Origin of the sequence: Rhodococcus sp. P14, assembly GCF_000256505.1 — a bacterium.
In the GTDB taxonomy this organism is placed as follows: Bacteria; Actinomycetota; Actinomycetes; order Mycobacteriales; family Mycobacteriaceae; genus Rhodococcus; species Rhodococcus ruber.
Genome location: NZ_AJFC01000385.1, coordinates 1 through 16,260, shown reverse-complemented (window position 1 = coordinate 16,260; position 16,260 = coordinate 1). Strand labels below are relative to the sequence as shown.

At 69.6% G+C, this 16,260-nt stretch carries 13 protein-coding genes and 1 tRNA gene; 5 read left to right on the top strand and 9 right to left on the bottom strand.

Annotated features, from left to right (window positions below; genetic code table 11):
* Positions 1-41: 41 nt before the first annotated feature.
* Positions 42-659 carry a TetR/AcrR family transcriptional regulator gene (locus OEY_RS0126840; RefSeq protein WP_010596815.1) on the bottom strand — a complete coding sequence of 206 codons (618 nt, stop codon included), beginning with the start codon at positions 657-659 and terminating at the stop codon, positions 42-44.
* Between the two features lie 90 nt (positions 660-749).
* On the opposite strand from OEY_RS0126840, the gene OEY_RS0126835 reads away from it, so the two are divergent.
* Positions 750-1,571, top strand: a complete 822-nt coding sequence (locus OEY_RS0126835; protein ID WP_010596814.1) for an oxygenase MpaB family protein — start codon at positions 750-752, stop codon at positions 1,569-1,571.
* On the opposite strand, the gene OEY_RS0126830 is transcribed toward OEY_RS0126835, so the two are convergent.
* Positions 1,522-2,799 (bottom strand): esterase/lipase family protein, encoded by a 1,278-nt coding sequence (locus OEY_RS0126830; RefSeq protein WP_010596813.1) that lies wholly within the window; start codon positions 2,797-2,799, stop codon positions 1,522-1,524. The genes OEY_RS0126835 and OEY_RS0126830 overlap by 50 nt on opposite strands.
* Positions 2,800-3,031: 232 nt before the next feature.
* On the opposite strand from OEY_RS0126830, the gene OEY_RS0126825 reads away from it, so the two are divergent.
* Positions 3,032-3,102 (top strand) — tRNA-Gly (locus OEY_RS0126825).
* A gap of 97 nt (positions 3,103-3,199) precedes the next feature.
* Here OEY_RS0126825 and OEY_RS0126820 read toward each other — a convergent pair.
* From OEY_RS0126820 to OEY_RS0126790, 7 genes are all read right to left on the bottom strand, one after another.
* Positions 3,200-4,201 (bottom strand): YeiH family protein, encoded by a 1,002-nt coding sequence (locus OEY_RS0126820; protein WP_051009431.1) that lies wholly within the window; start codon positions 4,199-4,201, stop codon positions 3,200-3,202.
* 631 nt (positions 4,202-4,832) lie between these two features.
* Positions 4,833-5,867, bottom strand: a complete 1,035-nt coding sequence (locus OEY_RS0126815; RefSeq protein WP_010596811.1) for an AraC family transcriptional regulator — start codon at positions 5,865-5,867, stop codon at positions 4,833-4,835.
* A gap of 96 nt (positions 5,868-5,963) precedes the next feature.
* On the bottom strand, positions 5,964-6,788 hold the full coding sequence (phaZ, locus tag OEY_RS0126810; protein ID WP_010596810.1) for a poly(3-hydroxyalkanoate) depolymerase: 825 nt from the start codon (positions 6,786-6,788) through the stop codon (positions 5,964-5,966).
* On the bottom strand, positions 6,785-7,237 hold the full coding sequence (locus OEY_RS0126805; RefSeq protein ID WP_010596809.1) for a MaoC family dehydratase: 453 nt from the start codon (positions 7,235-7,237) through the stop codon (positions 6,785-6,787). The genes phaZ and OEY_RS0126805 overlap by 4 nt, the downstream gene beginning before the upstream one ends.
* A 17-nt stretch (positions 7,238-7,254) precedes the next feature.
* Positions 7,255-8,964, bottom strand: a complete 1,710-nt coding sequence (locus OEY_RS0126800) for a PHA/PHB synthase family protein (protein ID WP_010596808.1) — start codon at positions 8,962-8,964, stop codon at positions 7,255-7,257.
* On the bottom strand, positions 8,961-10,481 hold the full coding sequence (locus tag OEY_RS0126795) for a long-chain-fatty-acid--CoA ligase (RefSeq protein ID WP_010596807.1): 1,521 nt from the start codon (positions 10,479-10,481) through the stop codon (positions 8,961-8,963). The genes OEY_RS0126800 and OEY_RS0126795 overlap by 4 nt, the downstream gene beginning before the upstream one ends.
* 220 nt (positions 10,482-10,701) lie before the next feature.
* On the bottom strand, positions 10,702-11,847 hold the full coding sequence (locus OEY_RS0126790; RefSeq protein WP_010596806.1) for an acyl-CoA dehydrogenase family protein: 1,146 nt from the start codon (positions 11,845-11,847) through the stop codon (positions 10,702-10,704).
* 679 nt (positions 11,848-12,526) lie between these two features.
* Between OEY_RS0126790 and OEY_RS0126785 the strand changes: the two genes are divergently transcribed.
* From OEY_RS0126785 to OEY_RS0126775, 3 genes are all read left to right on the top strand, one after another.
* Positions 12,527-13,423 (top strand): TauD/TfdA dioxygenase family protein, encoded by an 897-nt coding sequence (locus OEY_RS0126785; protein ID WP_010596805.1) that lies wholly within the window; start codon positions 12,527-12,529, stop codon positions 13,421-13,423.
* A 52-nt stretch (positions 13,424-13,475) separates the two neighbouring features.
* Positions 13,476-14,528, top strand: a complete 1,053-nt coding sequence (locus tag OEY_RS0126780) for a 3-keto-5-aminohexanoate cleavage protein (protein WP_010596804.1) — start codon at positions 13,476-13,478, stop codon at positions 14,526-14,528.
* A 139-nt stretch (positions 14,529-14,667) separates the two neighbouring features.
* Positions 14,668-16,026: an MFS transporter gene (locus tag OEY_RS0126775; protein WP_010596803.1), complete on the top strand. Its 1,359-nt coding sequence runs from the start codon at positions 14,668-14,670 to the stop codon at positions 16,024-16,026.
* Positions 16,027-16,260 lie beyond the last annotated feature (234 nt).

The following is a 16,260-nucleotide window of genomic DNA, read 5'->3' as shown; positions in this document are numbered from 1 at the left end:
GGCGCCGGCCACTGCCCGCCGCCGGGCGGACGGCGGCTGCGTCAGCGCGCCTGCGACGACATGGTGAGCAGGAAGTCGGTGCACGCGTCGATGACCTCGTCCTGGCCGAGCGGGCTGTCACCCTCGAGCCACGCCGTGAGGACCTGGGCGAGGCCGCCGACGACGAAGTGGGCGGCGAGATCGAGCCGGGGCGTGGAGCTCACCTCGAAGAAGTCCACCGCCTGCGCCGTCACCAGGCCCGCGAACATGCGTGACGACTCCAGTCGCCGGCTCACCAGGTGTGGATTCGCCTGGCTGACGGAGAAGACGAGCCGGCCCAGGCGCGGGTCCTCGGCGACCTCACGGACGATGTTCTCCACGCCGGCGCGGACCACCGCCCGCTCGTCGCGCGGCGCCTCCGTCACCGCGCGCAGGGTGCTCTCGGCGATGCGCTGGATGACGTGGTCGTACACGGCGACGGTGAGTTCGTCGCGGTCGGCGAAGTTCTCGTAGAAGTAGCGGGAGGCCAGGCCGGTGCGCTTGCACACGCCGCGGACGGAGAGCGTGTGATCGCCGTCGGGTCCGCCGAGGATGTCGAGCCCGGCCTCGATGAGCTGCGCCCGTCGTTCCGCCTGCCGCTGTTCTCCCCCGCGTCCTCCGTAGAGCCGTCCTGTCACCATCGGTCCATCTTCGCAGGCGACCCCTTTACCCCGGTCATATATGTGACTACAGTCGTGTTCACATATAGGACGGACGAAGGGATCGAACTCGTGACCACCCTCGAGAAGCCTGCGGAGTTCGACGACGTCATGGACGGGCTCGGTCTCATGGCAGGCGCGGCGAACGTCATCATGCAGCTGTCCCACCCCGGCGTCGGCTACGGCGTCGTCGAAAGCCGCGTCGCCTCCGGACGGCTGTTCGACCACCCGATCAAGCGCACCCGCACGACCCTCACCTACCTGGCCGTCGCGGCCACCGGCACCGACGAGGAGAAGAAGCTCTACCGCAAGGCCGTCAATTCCGCCCACCGGCACGTCCGCTCCACCGAGACCAGCCCGGTCGAGTACAACGCGTTCGACCCCGACCTGCAGCTGTGGGTGGCCGCGTGCATCTACCGCGGATTCGAGGACGTGCACAACGCGCTCTACGGGCCGATCCCCGCCGAGGCCGTCGACTGGTACTACCGCAAGGGCGCCGCGTTCGGCACCACCCTGCAGGTGAAGCCTGATATGTGGCCCGCGGACCGCGAGGCGTTCGAGAAGTACTGGAACGACGCGCTCGCCCGGGTCGACATCGACGACGTCGTGCGCGAGCACCTCTACGCCATCGCCACCATGCGCTTCCTGCCCCGCCCGGTGTCGCTGCTGTTCGGCCGGCTCAACCTGTTCCTCACCACGGGCTTCCTGCCTCCGATGTTCCGCGACCGGATGCGGCTGCCGTGGAGCCCGCGCGACCAGCGCCGCTTCGACCGGCTCACGCGCACCCTCGGGGCGGTCAACTCGCGGATTCCGGTGGCGCTGCGGGAAGCGCCCTACCGGCTGCTCATGGCCGATCTGCGCCGGCGGATCCGGACCGGTCGTCCCCTGGTCTAGGCGCTCCGGGACCGGTGCGCAGCCACCTCAGCAACTGCCGGTAGACCTCGTCGTCGTTGAGCAGCGTCAGATGGTGCGCAGGCGCCCGGTGCATCCCGTCCTCCGCACGGAAGCCGATGCGCCGGGTCCGGCCGTTCCCCGACGCGCTCGGCACGAGGACGAGTCCGTCCCCGAGCAACCGGCCCAGCGGATGCGTGGGACTACGAGTCAGGGTCGCCGACACGAAGCAGTGCATCGCTCCGTCGAGCAGCGGCACCTCCCGGCACACGGCGCGCCGCAGGTCGTCCGCGTCGCGACCGGACCAGTCCTCGTCCACCACCGCGCCCCGGTTCAGGTCGCGGATGCCGGCGCTGCGCCGTCGCAGCAGCGTCCCGAACGGCTTCGACTCCGGGATCGCGACGAGCGCCGCGCTCGCATAGTGCACCGCCTGCTCGAGCGGCGCCCCCAGATGCGGGGACCCGAGCGAAACCACATGGCGCACACGGCGAGACCACGCCTTCTCGGTGCCGTAGAAGCAGGCGCTGCGCGCGACGAGTCCTCCCATCGAATGACCGACGAGGGCGATCTGCTCGACCTCGCGCGGCCACGCCCGCACGAGCGCGTCGAGCAGCTCCGACAGCTCGCGCCCGTTGACGGAGATGTGCCGGCCGGTGTTGTAGCGCACGAACACCGACGTGCAGCCGAGATCGTCGACGAGCCGTTCGCCGTAGGTTCGGCGGCCGCCGAACCGCCACGTCGCCTCGGTCTCCATCAGCCCGTGCACGAACACCACCACGCGGTTCGTCGCGTGCGGGAGCGCGCGAGCGAGGGCGTCGGCCGTGAGCGGCACGGCCCGGCCGTCCACCCGCACCGACACGGGCAGCGCCAGCGGTGATCCCTCCGACTCGAGGACGTCCCCGATGAGGCCGTCGACCGCGGCGATCGCCATCGCGCCGCGAACGGTCTCCGACGGCGCCCGGTCCCCGGCGGACTCCGCAAACCCGAACTCGGCCAGTGCCGCCGTCGCCGACGCGGCCTCCCGGATCACGGAATAGACCCCGTCGGTGATCGCGTCGTGCGCGGCCTTGACCGCCAGCGCCGGCGTCCCGACCCCCAGCGCGACCGCCCCGAACACCCGGTCCGCGATGCGGCGGTGCACCGCCTGCACGCCGCCGGTCGCCGCGCCCACCTCGTCGAGCAGCAGCCGAGCCAGCTCGGACGCCTCGGACCGCCCCGCCGTGGCCTTCATGCCTTCAGTGTGCGGGAACGGCGCGTCGCTGTCGTCTTGTCCGAGCATCTTGTCCGAGCGGGAGGATCTCGCGACGAACGGGCGGTTCCGGACGTCGCCACTCGGCGTTTGCCGCAGCCACGCCCCGTTCGACGCAGGAACGTCCCGGTCGGTGTGACAACGGCCGCGCGGAGTCTGCTACAGTGTGCGACGAGCTTGGGACGACGCCGAGAAATCGGCAAAAGCCCAGCGTGCCGATGTAGTTCAATGGTAGAACATCAGCTTCCCAAGCTGAATACGCGGGTTCGATTCCCGTCATCGGCTCTCCCGAAGGGCCCCGGCCGGCGCACCGCGCAGCCGGGGCCCTTCGCCGTCGGTCCGACTCGGCGCGCCGACTCGGGCCCGCGGGACGATGCACGGCTCAGCCGACCAGCAGAACTCCGGTGAGCGCGATCGTGACGACGATGACCGTGGAGGCGGCGGCGAGAGCGAAAGGTCGCCATCCGATACCACGCAACACGGACAGCCGGACCCCGGTACCGAGGGCGAACATCGCGGCGGTGAGCAGCGCGGTCTGGGTCACTCGCGCGGCGTCGAGCCACGCCGGTCCGAGAACGCCGGTGGCCCGCAACGCCACGCAGGCGAGGAATCCGATCAGGAACAGCGGCACCAGGGGCGGCCGCCTCGTCTGTGTGAGAGTGGCGGCGCGGCGTCGTGACGCCACCCCGATCCATGCGACCACCGGCGCCAGCAGCGCCACCCGGGCCAGCTTGACCGTCACCGCAACGGCCAGGGCGCCGCCGCCCACCGCCGCGGCCGACGACCCCGCGTCGAGCGCGCCGCCGGCAGCGACCACCTGCGCCACCTCGTGGATCGCGGCGCCGGCCCACATCCCTGCCTGGGCCGAGTCCAGGCCCAGGGCGGCCGCAGCCGCGGGCAGAGCCGGAATCATCACGGTGCCGAAGACGACGACCAGCGCGACCGTGGTCACCAGTTCCCGTTTGCGTGCGTTCACCACGCCGTCGACCGCAGCCGCGGCGGCGGCACCGCAGATCGAGAAACTGCACGCGATCAGCAGCCGTTGCGTCCAGCCGATCCCGAGCATCCTCCCGAGCACCATCGACCCGGCGATGCCGAGGCCGACCACGGCAGCGACCACCGCGAGCGTCCCCCATCCCAGCGCCAGCACGTTCGGCAGCAGCAATTGCAGACCGAGCAGCGCGACTCCGATGCGGAGCAGTCGCCGCGACGCGACGGTCACACCCGGTTCGAGGACCGCCGGCTGGGTCCTCACATTCGCGACCACTGCGCCGAGCAGGATCGCGATCAGCAGCGGACTGATCCCGCCGAACACGCGTGCCGCGACAACGGCCACTGCCGCCGCCGCGGCAGACAACACCAATCCGGGTAGCGATGCACGCACGCGCTCGAGCGAGACGTGCCGCGTGACTCCCGTACCACGGCCGCCGTTGCGTCCCCGGTCCCCCGGCTGGGCAACCTCGTCCGCGACCGGTCGCGTGTCCGGACCGGCCGACCTGTCGTGTTCGGGATCTGTGCGGTCGGTCTCCGCGGCTGCGGTAGCACCCTGCACGCTGCACACTCTCTTTCTTCCACGTGTCGGCACGAGGACCCGGCCCGGCCGAGATATTCGGGCCTGTGGCCGGTTCGGACGTCGCCGTGATCGAGCGGGCCACGGTCGAGCGGCCCCGCCGAGGGATCCCCCTACGGGACCCCGAATGCGACGTACCTCACAGTATCCGGATCCGGCACGGCATACTTTTCCCAGCGGGACACGGTGTATTCGATACGGGACGCCCCGAAGCGCAATTCTCGAACCCCCGACTACCGAGCCACGTCGATCGACGACGTGACACACCGCCCGGGGAGTCGGTGTGATGCCGGGAGGCGACCCGGATCAGCGTGGGGACTCGTCGCCGGGACGGGCGAAAACACGCCGGGGCCGACTCACGATTCGGGCCGGGTCGCCATGGCGCCGTTGCCGGACCGAAATGCCTTGGCAAGACACGCACAACCGTCGGTCCGGAAGCTCCCGCTCATACCGGCACGTCCCCGGCTCCGACGCCGGCATCGGTCCGGTGCTCGGCACGCCACTGTCGCGGACTGCAACCGAATTCGTTGCTGAACCAGCGGGAGAAGTTGCTCGGGGAGGAGAAGCCGAGCAGGTCGGCAACTTCGGTGAGCGAGTAGCGCCGACCGGCAACGAGGTGTTCGGCCAGGTCCACGCGGGTGGCATTGAGCACCGCGGTGTAGTTCTGCCCGGCCTCGGCGAGGTGACGGTGCACGGTGCGCCGGTCCACCCCGAGGCTGCGGGCGACCTGCTCGACCGAGCATCGCCCGGTGGGCAGCAGAAGTTCGATCAGTTCGCGCACCCGAGTGACGAGCATCGCGTCGGGCCGGGTGTCGAGGCTGTCGAGGTACTGGCGGGCATACGGACCGATCGAGGGACCCGACATGGCATTGGGAGCGTCGAGATCGCTTGTGTAGAGGACGATTCCGGTGAACTCCTGGTCGAACTTGACCATGGGCCCGAACACGTCGAGGTGGGTGCTGATGTCCTCGGGGGCGAGGTGGGTGAAGCAGACCGCCAATGGCCGCCAGCGGCCACCGCGGAAATCGCGCAACAGCCCGTGCAGGACCCCCATCACCAGTTCCATGGCCTGCCGGGTGTCGGCAGGTTCACCCAACTCGAGCGTCACCCGGATGGTCGCCACGTCCTCGGCCTCGACCAACCGCATCCGCAGAGCCTCGTTGTACATGTGCTGATAGCGCATCAGGAACTTCAGCGCGCTGCGGACGTCGGGTTCCTCCCGGAGGACCAGACTCACCGGGCCGAGGCTGGCGAAGCGCCGTCGCTCGACGAGCCGCAGCCCGAAGTCGGGGCAGCGGGCGGCGGCCGCCGAACGTTCCAGCAGGCGCGCGATCGCGACGGCAGGGATCCACCGGTCCGGCAGACCCAAACCCGTGGGATCGAGCCCGACGCTGCGCAGCAACGGCGTGGGGTCCATTCCGAGCGAGGCGCACAGGTCGGCATACCCGGTGATGGCGGCGTAGCGGGCCAACGGCTTCATGTCCGACCCCACATCCCGTCCCAGAGGGAACAACCCAGGTCACCTCAAGATACGCTCGCCCCGGCACGGGCGGGCGGGGGCATGCCTCGGTGATCGTCACGGCCGTCGTCCGGCTTCGTGGAGAAAGGCCTCGATCACCGGGGCGAGCCCGTCCGCGTCGGTGATCAGTTCGATGTGCCCGCCGTCGTGCCGGTGCAGGGTGGCGTGCGGCAGCAGTCGGTGCAGGATGTGGGCGTTGGCGATCGGGACGATGGGATCGTCGGTGCCGGCGACGATCAGGGTGGGCTGGCGGATGGCGGGAAGCAGCGGCAGGCTGGTCCACACGGCACCGGCCAGCAGCTGATGCAGGTAGCCGATCGCCGATCCGGCGTGGGTCTGGGCGCCGAAGAGGGCGGCGATGTCGTGGCTGCGGTCTGCCGCGGTACCGCCGTAGATCCGGCCGGCGATCGCCGCCGCACGCCCGGGGTCGGTGAACCGGCGACCGGTGACCATCTTGGCGAGCACCCGGGGGTGCCCGGGCACCATGAGCGCCCCGGTGGCAGTGGCGACGAGCACGAGTCGCCGACACCGGCGCGGGTTCTGGAACGCGAACTGCTGGGCCAGCGCCCCGCCCCAGGACAAGCCGAGCACGTCCACCGTGCCGATACCGAGCCGGTCGAGCACCCGCCCCAGGAGCCGCGCGAGGTAGCCGAACCCGTAGGGCGCGAGCGAGGGCGGCGACCCCCCGGCGCCGGGGACGTCGAACCGGACGATCGTGGTGGCCGGATCGAGGGCGGCGACGAAGGGGTCGAGCACCTCGAACCCGGCGCCGATCCCGTTGCACAGCACCAGCGGCACTCCGAACCCGTGCCGGACCTGGACCCGGATGCGTTGCCGGCCCACGAGGATCTCGTGCCGCGTGGTACGAGCGCCGCCGGTCATCGGTAGACGATGACGACCTCGGCCACGCACACCGGCCGCACCCCGCCCCGGATCTCGTAGGTGAGCGTGAACACCGCCTCGATGCCGGCTGGCTTCTCCACCGCGGCGGTGAGGGTGACCGTGGCGCGCAGTTCCGATGCGACCGGCACCGGCGCAGGAAACCGGACCTTGTTCGTCCCGTAGTTCACTGCCATACCGAGGTCGTCGAAGACCAGTACCTCGGCGAGCACGATCGGCGTCAGCGACAGGGTGAGGTAGCCGTGAGCAATGGTGGTGCCGAACGGTCCGGCCGCGGCCAACTCGGGCTCGGTGTGGATCCACTGGTGATCACCGGTGGCGTCGGCGAACCGGCCCACCTGTTCCTGGGTGATCTCGCGCCAGTCGGTGCGGCCGAGTTCGCGCCCGACCAGATCGAGCAGCGCGCGCGGGTTGTCGAGTGTGGTGGTCATGATGTCGTCTCCTGGGGTCAGCTGTGGTGAACGTAGGTGCCCGGTGCGGCGTCGAGCGGGGAGTGGGCGGCACCGCCGACGGTGGTGGGGGCAGGAACGGTGGGGCCGCTGCGCGCAGCGAGCCAGGCGGTGTAGTCGGGCCACCACGAGTCTCGGGTGACCTCCGCGCGGTCGAGCCACTGCTCCGGGGTGTCCGCGTCGACGGTCCCGACCCGGAAGGACGCCTTGGGGTTTCCAGGGGGGTTGACCAGCGCGGCGACGTGCCCGCTGGTGGAGAGCACGAACCGGGTGTCGGCACCGCCCAGCAGGGCGGCGCTGCGGTAGCAGCCTTGCCACGGCGAGATGTGGTCGGCGATCCCGCCGATCACGTACGCGTCGGCGGTGACCGCGCCGAGATCGATCGGGGTACCCGACAGCTCCATCGTGCCGGGGGCGGCCAGCGCGTTGGTGACGCCGATGCGGACCAGGTCGCGGTGCAGGCCGGCGGCCATGCGGGTGGTGTCGGCGTTCCAGTGCAGCACGTCGAACGGCGCGGGCGGGCGGCCCTGCAGGTAATTGTTGACCCAGTAGCGCCACACCAGGTCGGTCGGGCGCAGCCAGGCGAACACCTCGGCCAGCTCGTCCCCGTCCAGGTAGCCCCTCGACTGCGAGCGTTCGATCGCAGTCGCGGCGGTGCGTTCGTCGAGGGCGGCGGCGGCGAACCCGGCCCGCGCCTGGTCGAGCACGGTCACCGCCAGGGTCAGCCCGGCAACCCGGTCGCCGTGTCCGGTAGCGGCCAGGTACGCGGCGGTCGTCGCGGCCAGGATCCCGCCCGAACAGCTGCCTTGCAGGTGCGTGCGGCCGGTCCCGGTGATCGCCTGGACGGCGTCCATCGCATCGACGATCGCCGTGACGTACGTGTCGAGGCCCCAGTCCCGGTGTTCGGCATGGGGGTTGCGCCAGGAGATGGTGAACACCTGCTGGCCCTGGGCGACGAAGTACTCGATCATGCTGCGGCCTGGGGCGATGTCGGTGATGTAGTACTTGTTGATCACCGGGGGCACCATCAACAGCGGCACCTCGTGCACGGTGTCGGTGTGCGGCGCATACTGGATCAGCTCGAGTACCGGGGTTCGCAGCACCACCGCCCCGGGTGTCACCGCGACGGTCTCGCCGAGGGTGTAGGCACCGGGTTCGACCATGGCGGGCACCCGCGGCTTGGTGGCCATGTCGCAGGCGAATGCACGCGCCCCGCGCAGCGCGGACAGTCCGCCGGTGTCGATGAGCGCCTTCCATCCGAGCGGGTTGAGTACCGGATTGTTGCTCGGCGCGAGACCCTCGACGAGGTTGTCGAGCACGAACCGCATCCGTTCGGTGTCGCGCCAGTCCAGGCCGGCGTCGGCGAGCAGGGCATAGGCGGTGTCGGCGGTGGCGAGGTAGGCCTGCATGCTGCGACGCAACCACGGGTTGTGCTGCCATGCCGGGTCGGCGAATCGCTTGTCGCCCTTGGCGGGTGCGCGGTCGGCGCGGCCGGCGGCGACGGCGGCGAGTTCCCTGGCCAGGGTTCCGCCGCGGTGCGCGAGCGTGCCGGGGCGCGCGGCCAGTCCGCCCGCGAGCCGGGCCCAGCCTCGATCGGGCAGCATCCGGCGGGCCAGGCCGCGGGCCGAGCCGGCCAGCAGCAGGTCCACCGGCGCGGCGGGTTCGTCGGAACGGTGCACGGGCTCGGTGGTGGTGACGGTGGTGGTCATGCTCGGTTGCTGCTGCTTTCGAATGTGGGGATGGTGATGTCGCGACGCAGGATCTTGCCGGTGGGGCCCTGGGGCAGGGAGTCGAGGATCCAGACGTGGCGCGGATACTTGTAGGCGGCGACGCGCTGTCTGACGAATTTCACGATCTCGACGGGGTCGGCGCTCATGCCGACTCTGAGCGTGACCGCGGCGCCGATCTCCTCGCCGAGGGTGTCGTGCGGGATGCCGACCACCGCGGCCGCCGCCACGGCAGGATGCTCGTAGACAACCTCCTCGATCTCGCGGGGGTAGACGTTGAACCCACCGCGGATGATCAGGTCCTTCTTTCGGTCCACGATGTAGAAGTAGCCGTCGGTGTCCATGCGGCCGATGTCGCCGGTGGCGAACCAACCGGCCGCGTCGATCGCGGCCGCGGTCGCCTCGGGCAGGTTCCAGTAGCCCTTCATCACGTTCGGTCCCGCGATCTGGATCTCGCCGGGTCGGTCGGCCGGTACCTCGACACCGGAGCCGTCCACCACGCGCATCCGCACCCCCTCGATCGGGGTGCCGATCGAGCCCGTCTTGCGGACGCGGTCCGGGTGATTGAACGAGGCGACCGGCGAGGTTTCCGACAACCCGTACCCTTCCAGGATCACCGCGTCGAAGGTCCGCTCGAAGTCCTCGAGAACCGCCACCGGCAACGATGCACCGCCGGACACGCACACTCGCAGGCTCGCCGTCGCCGCCGCGTCGAATTCCTCTGCGACACCCAGCATCGCGGCGTACATCGTCGGCACGCCCTCGAACACGGTGACCCGGTCGCGGGCGATCACCTCGAGCGCGGTCCGTGGGTCGAAGCGCGGCACCAGGGTGAGCATGGCGCCCACGAGGACCGAGGCGTTGAGCCCGCACGTGAGTCCGAAGACGTGGAACAGCGGCAGTGCGCCCATCACCACGTCGTCGGCTCCGACCTGGATCAGGGTGCGGGCGGTCACCTCGGCATTGCCGGCCAGTCCGGCGTGGGTGAGTTCGGCGCCCTTGGGCTTGCCGGTGGTACCCGAGGTGTGCAGGATCACCGCGGTGTCCTCACCCGCCCGCGGCACCGGGGTGGCCTGCGCCGGCAGGTCGGCGATCAGCCGGGCGAGGGCGTCGTCGTCCACCAGCCACAACCGGGCGTCGGCCACATCGGCCGCAGCGCGGGCCTCCTCGGCGAACACCGGGGTCGCGAACAGCGCCGCCGCGGCGGTGTTCGTCAGGAAGAACTCGATCTCGCGGGCCTTCAGCAGCGGGTTCATCGGCACCGCGACCGCCCCGCGGCGCAGAATGCCGTAGAACACGATCGCGAACGCCGCGGTGTTGGGCAGCATCACCGCGACCCGGTCACCGGGTGCGATCCCCGCCCGTGCGAGCAGGGTTGCCACCCGCGCCGCGGCCGCGTCGAACTCCGCGAACGACAGCGTGTCCTCGCCGCACCGCAGGGCGGTCTTGTCGGGGTAGTTGCGCGCCGACACAACGAGATTGGTACTGAGGTTGGTCATGTGGTGGGTCTCCGGTGTGGTTCGAGAAAGGGGTCGTGGTCAATGGTCGTATCCGAGCCGGCGCGGGGCCGAGGGGGCACGCACAGCGCCGGAGCCCAGCGGATGGAGCCGAGCACCCAGGCCAGCCACGCGATGCGTGCGCCGGCGTCGAGCCGGGTGGGCCTCGGACGAGCGAGCCATTCGGTGGATTCGGCCGGGTGAGTGGTCGGCGCGGTGATGCTCACAGTCCGAGGTCCCGTCCGATGATCTCCTTCATGATCTCGTTGGACCCGGCCCAGATCTTGGTCACCCGCGCGTCCTTCCATGCCCGCGCAACCCGGTATTCGTTCATGAACCCGTAGCCGCCGTGCAGTTGCACGCAACTGTCGAGTATCTGGTTCTGCACCTGCGAGCTCCACCACTTGGCCTTCGCGGCGTCCACCGCGCTCAGCCGGCCTTCGGTATGCGCCTGCACGCACCGATCGACGAATGCCTGCGCCACCTCGAGCGTGGTGACCAGTTCGGCGAAGAGGAACTTGTTGTACTGGAACGAACCGATCGCCTGGCCGAACGCCCTGCGCTCCCGGGCATAGTCCAGAGTCTCGCCCAGGATCGCCTCGGCGTGCGCGAGATTCGACACCGCCGCGCAGATCCGCTCCTGCGGCAGCATTCGCATCATGTGCGCGAACCCGCTGTCGACCTCGCCGATCACGTTCGCCGCGGGGACCCGGACGTCGGTGAAGAACAGCTCGGCGGTGTCGGACTCCGGTTGACCGACCTTGTCCAGCTTGCGGCCCCGTTCGAAGCCCGCCATGCCGGTCTCGACTGCGAACAGGGTGATGCCCTTGGCCTTCTTCTCCGGGCTCGTCTTTGCTGCCACGATCACCAGGTCGGCGTGGTAACCGTTGGTGATGAACGTCTTGGAACCGTTGAGGATCCAGTCGTCCCCATCGCGTCGGGCCGTGGTCTTCAGCCCGGCCAGGTCCGATCCCGCGGCCGGTTCGGTCATCGCGATCGCCGTGACCAGCTCCCCGGTGCAGAATCCCGGCAGCCACCGCTGCTTCTGTTCCTCGGTGGTCAGCTCCACCAGATACGGCGCCACGATGTCGTAGTGGATTCCGAAACTCGACGCGATCGCCGCACTCACCCGCGAGAGTTCCTCCCCTACCACCGCGTTGAACCGGTAGTCCCCCGCCGCGCTGCCTCCGTACTGTTCGGGTACCTCCAAACCGAGTAGGCCGAGCTTGCCTGCCTCGATCCAGATCTCGCGGTCGATGAACCGCTGCTCGATGATCCGCTCGTGCTCCGGAATCAGGTGGCGTTGCGTGAAATCACGGACCGTGTCACGAAAGGCGAGGTGGTCGGCGGCGTAGATGGTCCTGGTCATCGGTCTTCCTGGTGGGGTGGCGACGGTGGCGTCCGAGCAGGCCGGGCAGGTGGCTGCGCCTGCCGGCTGCAGCGACGATCTCGGAGCTGGTGATGTGGCCCGTCGAGTGCGGGATTCGATCGAGAACCCATGCGGGTCTTCGGGTTGCGACTCCACAGTAGTGGAACCGCACTTCCCGCACTTATCCCTTCGGGTCGGCAGACTGTTCAAATCGGGACAGGAGCGTACCTGCGCCGATGGCATTGCCTGCCGCACGAATCCGACGAGCACCCCGCCGGCACGGGCGCCCGGTCGACGCGATCGTCCGACACCGTTCCGCCCCGCGCCGCCCACACCGCCCCGGAGGCGACGTCGCCATCTCAGGCCCGTCGATCGGACCGGATCCGGCTGCAGCGTCTCGAAGTGAATAGTTGATGTCCCACCAGGAAAAGTAATGCCGGGAACGGGCACGTAGTGTTAGGTCCATCACAAGAGGAGCAGGTCGGTGACCGACCCCACATCCCGAACCGACACAACCGAACGAACGTGAAAACTGTTGTACACCCAGTTATTTCGAATCGAGTTGGCGTCAGGACGTGTGGGGCCCGGACCGACGAGGGAGATCCGCGGGCGAACATCGTTCGTTTCCGCGAGCCACCCGACACCGTACTCCACCCCAATTCATCTAGGAGACAACGAAATGTCTGTCACGAGCGAGACGCCCCGGCGGGCACGAACGGTGACCCCGTTCCGGGTCGAGCCGTTGACCGCCACGATCGGCGCGGAGCTGTCCGACGTGAACCTGGGCGAGGTGTCCCGCGACGACGCGCTGTTCGCCGAGCTGCGGGCACTGCTGCTCGAGCACAAGGTGCTGTTCCTGCGCGGGCAGGACATCACCCGCGCCGAGCACGTCGCCCTGGCCGAGCGGTTCGGCCCGCTCGAGGATCACCCGGTGGCCGGCAGCGACCCCGACCATCCCGGCCTGGTGCGGATCTACAAGGACCTCGACAGCCCGCCCGAGCACTACGAGAACGCCTACCACTGCGACGCCACGTGGCGGGCGAACCCTCCGATGGGTTCGGTGCTGCGCGCGGTGGAGATCCCGCCGGTCGGCGGCGACACCATCTGGGTCAACATGGCGCAGGCCTACACGCGGCTGCCGCAGTCGGTGAAGGAGCGGATCGAGGGACTGCGCGCCCGGCACAGCATCGAGGCCAGCTTCGGTGCGAACATGCCCGTCGAGGCACGCCACGCCCTCCACCGGCGGTTCCCCGACGCCGAGCACCCGGTGGTGCGCACGCACCCGGAAACCGGCGAGAAGATCCTGTTCGTCAACGCCTTCACGACGCACATCGTCAACTACCACACCCCCGACAATGTGCGCTTCGGGATCGACTACGCCCCCGGCGCCGGGGATCTGCTGCGCTACCTGATCAGCCAGGCCACGATCCCGGAATACCAGGTGCGGTGGCGCTGGACGAAGAACAGCGTCGCCATCTGGGACAACCGATCCACGCAACACTATGCGGTGCAGGACTATTGGCCCGCCGTCCGCAGGATGGAACGCGCCGGCATCGTCGGCGACCCCACCTTCTGAACCGCCCTCTCACCCTCCCCACTCTCACGACAACTCCGATCGGAGCATCACCATGCACTTCCACGACGACGCCCTGTTCCCCGAGAACCAGGAGAAGCTGGTCATCACCGTCGCCCCCTACGGCCCCGAGTGGGACATCGACGACTTCGCCGAGGATCTGCCACTGACCATGGACGAGCACGTGCAGAAGGCGGTGGACTGCTACGACGCCGGAGCCACCGTGCTGCACATCCACGTCCGTGAACTGGACGGCAAGGGCTCCAAGCGGCTCTCGAAGTTCAACGAACTGCTGGCACGGCTGCGCGAGGCGGTGCCCGAGATGATCCTGCAGGTCGGCGGCTCGATCTCGTTCGCCCCCGAAGGCGAGGGCGCGGACGCGAAGTGGCTCTCCGACGACGCCCGCCACATGCTCGCCGAACTCGACCCCAAGCCCGACCAGGTCACCATCGCGATCAACACAAACCAGATGAACATCGTCGAGCTGATGACCGCCGACGACATCGCCGGCACCTCCTTCGAGCGCCCCGAGGTGTACGAGGCCTACCGCGAGATGACCGTCCCGGCCGGGCCGGGCTGGGTCGAGGAGCACCTGCGCCGGCTGCAGGCCAACGGCATCCAGCCGCACTTCCAGCTCGCCGACATCGCCCAGCTCGAAACCGTCGAGCGGTTGATCCGCCGCGGCGTCTACACCGGCCCGCTGATGGTGACCTGGGTCGGTATCGGCGGCGGTTTCGACGGCCCCAATCCGTACAACATGATGGAGTTCGTCCGCCGCACCCCCGACGGCGCGGTGCTCACCCTGGAAACCCTGATGCGCAGCGTGCTGCCGGTCAACACCATGGCCATCGCAATGGGTCTGCACGCCCGCTGCGGCACCGAGGACACCCTGTGGGGCCGCAAGGGCGAGAAGATGACTTCCGTCGCCCAGGTCGAACAGCTCGTCCGCATCGCGAACGAACTCGGTCGTGAGGTCGCCACCGGCAAGGAGGCCCGCGAGATCTACCGCCTCGACGAGCACTACACCGACGCCGACGAGACCCTCGCCAGGATCGGCTTTGCGCCCAACCGCCGCCCCGGTCAGCGCGGCTTCACCCAGCACGCCTGACGCGGTATCCGCGTGACCGGTGGGCGCGACACCACAACCCGGTGCCGCGCCCCCGGATACGCGAAACCCCCTCCCAGCCAACGTCATCGGTTCCACCTCGGCCGTCGAGCTCGTCCCCTCACCCAGATTCAGGAAGATCATGTCGTCTGTCACCACCACCGCGCCGGAGCGGCCCGCGGCCGTTTCGGCGCCGTCGCGCCGCAGCGGGCGATCCCGGTTCTACCCGTGGCTCGTGTTCGCGCTCACCTTCGGACTGCTGCTGTCGGACTACATGTCCCGGCAGGTCCTCAGCGCGGTGTTCCCGTTCCTGAAAGCCGAATGGGCGCTCTCGGATTCGCATCTCGCATCGCTGAACAGCGTGGTCGCGTTGATGGTGGGGTTGCTCACCCTGCCGCTGTCGATGCTCGCCGACCGGTGGGGCCGGGTGCGCAGCCTCGTCGTGATGGCCGCGTTGTGGAGCGTGGCGACCCTGCTGTGCGCGGTGGCGGGCTCCTACGAGCAGATGCTCGGCGCCCGGTTCCTGGTCGGGGTCGGTGAGGCCGCCTACGGCAGCGTCGGTATCGCAGTCGTGCTCAGCGTGTTCGCCCCGCGGCTGCGAGCCTCGCTCTCGGGTGCATTCATGGCCGGCGGTTCGTTCGGGTCGGTGATCGGCGTCGCATTCGGCGGGGTCATCGCCGTACAGCTGTCCTGGCGCTGGTCCTTCGCGTCGATGGCGGTCTTCGGGCTGGTCCTGGTCGCACTGTTCTGGGCGCTGGTCAGTGAACGCAAGCTCGCCCGCCACGCCGTCGACGACGACGACGCGAACACCACCCACATCGCTGCGCCCGGCACGGCTGCACGTGCCCCGATCTCGAGCCTGTTCACCAACCCCGCGGTGCTGTGCGCCTACATCGGCGGCGGGCTGCAGATGTTCACCGCCGCCGCGCTGATGGCGTGGCTGCCCAGCTTCTTCGGCCGCTCCTACGGGCTGGCCGCGGACAAGGCCGCCGCGATGGCCGCGGTCTTCGTGCTGCTCATCGGCGCCGGCATGATCGTGTGCGGCATCGTCGCCGACCGGGCCGCCCGCATCGACCCGGCCCGCAAGTGGACGGTCGCGATCGCGATCAGCCTCGCCGCCGGAGTACTGCTCATCGTCGGGTTCCAGCTGCCGGTCGGCACCGCGCAGCTGGTGCTGGTCGGACTGGGCGCGTTCTTCTCCGCCGGCTCCACCGGCGCGGTCACCGCGATGGTCGCCAACCTGACCCACCCCACCGTGCGGGCCTCGGCGTTCGGCACCACCACCCTGGCCAACAGCCTGCTCGGGCTGGCTGCGGGCCCGTTCGTGGTCGGCATCCTCGCGGACAAGATCAGCCTCGCCAATGCGCTGCAGCTCGCGCCGCTCGTCTACCTGGGGGCCGTCGTGGCGCTGCTGGTCGGCAAGCGCGTCTACCCCGCCGGCGTCCGCAAGCTCGCCACCGTGTCCGCCGCCTCCACGCAACGGACCGGAACCGAGCAGTGAACTCTCCCGAACCCGAGGCAGGCTACGGCCACCGGCCCGCCGCGGAGGATGCCGTCCGCGAGCTCGCCGAGGCTCCGCAGCTCCCACCGGTCCCCGCCACGGTCGCCGTTCGACGTCGATCCCTGGTGAAGACCTCGGCGCGGCCGGATACCGTGGACCCGACACGGACAGGTCAGCGAAGCGCCGGATGATCACGCGAACGAGGTTCTTCTCCGTTCATCTCTCGAGGTCGGC

Coding starts and splice junctions, on each gene's coding strand:
- OEY_RS0126785 (WP_010596805.1), top strand. CDS start 12,527: ATGTCTGTCACGAGCGAGACGCCCCGGCGGGCACGAACGGTGACCCCG.
- OEY_RS0126830 (WP_010596813.1), bottom strand. CDS start 2,799: ATGAAGGCCACGGCGGGGCGGTCCGAGGCGTCCGAGCTGGCTCGGCTG.
- OEY_RS0126800 (WP_010596808.1), bottom strand. CDS start 8,964: ATGACCACCACCGTCACCACCACCGAGCCCGTGCACCGTTCCGACGAA.
- OEY_RS0126780 (WP_010596804.1), top strand. CDS start 13,476: ATGCACTTCCACGACGACGCCCTGTTCCCCGAGAACCAGGAGAAGCTG.
- OEY_RS0126805 (WP_010596809.1), bottom strand. CDS start 7,237: ATGACCACCACACTCGACAACCCGCGCGCGCTGCTCGATCTGGTCGGG.
- OEY_RS0126795 (WP_010596807.1), bottom strand. CDS start 10,481: ATGACCAACCTCAGTACCAATCTCGTTGTGTCGGCGCGCAACTACCCC.
- OEY_RS0126790 (WP_010596806.1), bottom strand. CDS start 11,847: ATGACCAGGACCATCTACGCCGCCGACCACCTCGCCTTTCGTGACACG.
- OEY_RS0126775 (WP_010596803.1), top strand. CDS start 14,668: ATGTCGTCTGTCACCACCACCGCGCCGGAGCGGCCCGCGGCCGTTTCG.
- OEY_RS0126840 (WP_010596815.1), bottom strand. CDS start 659: ATGGTGACAGGACGGCTCTACGGAGGACGCGGGGGAGAACAGCGGCAG.
- OEY_RS0126815 (WP_010596811.1), bottom strand. CDS start 5,867: ATGAAGCCGTTGGCCCGCTACGCCGCCATCACCGGGTATGCCGACCTG.
- phaZ (WP_010596810.1), bottom strand. CDS start 6,788: ATGACCGGCGGCGCTCGTACCACGCGGCACGAGATCCTCGTGGGCCGG.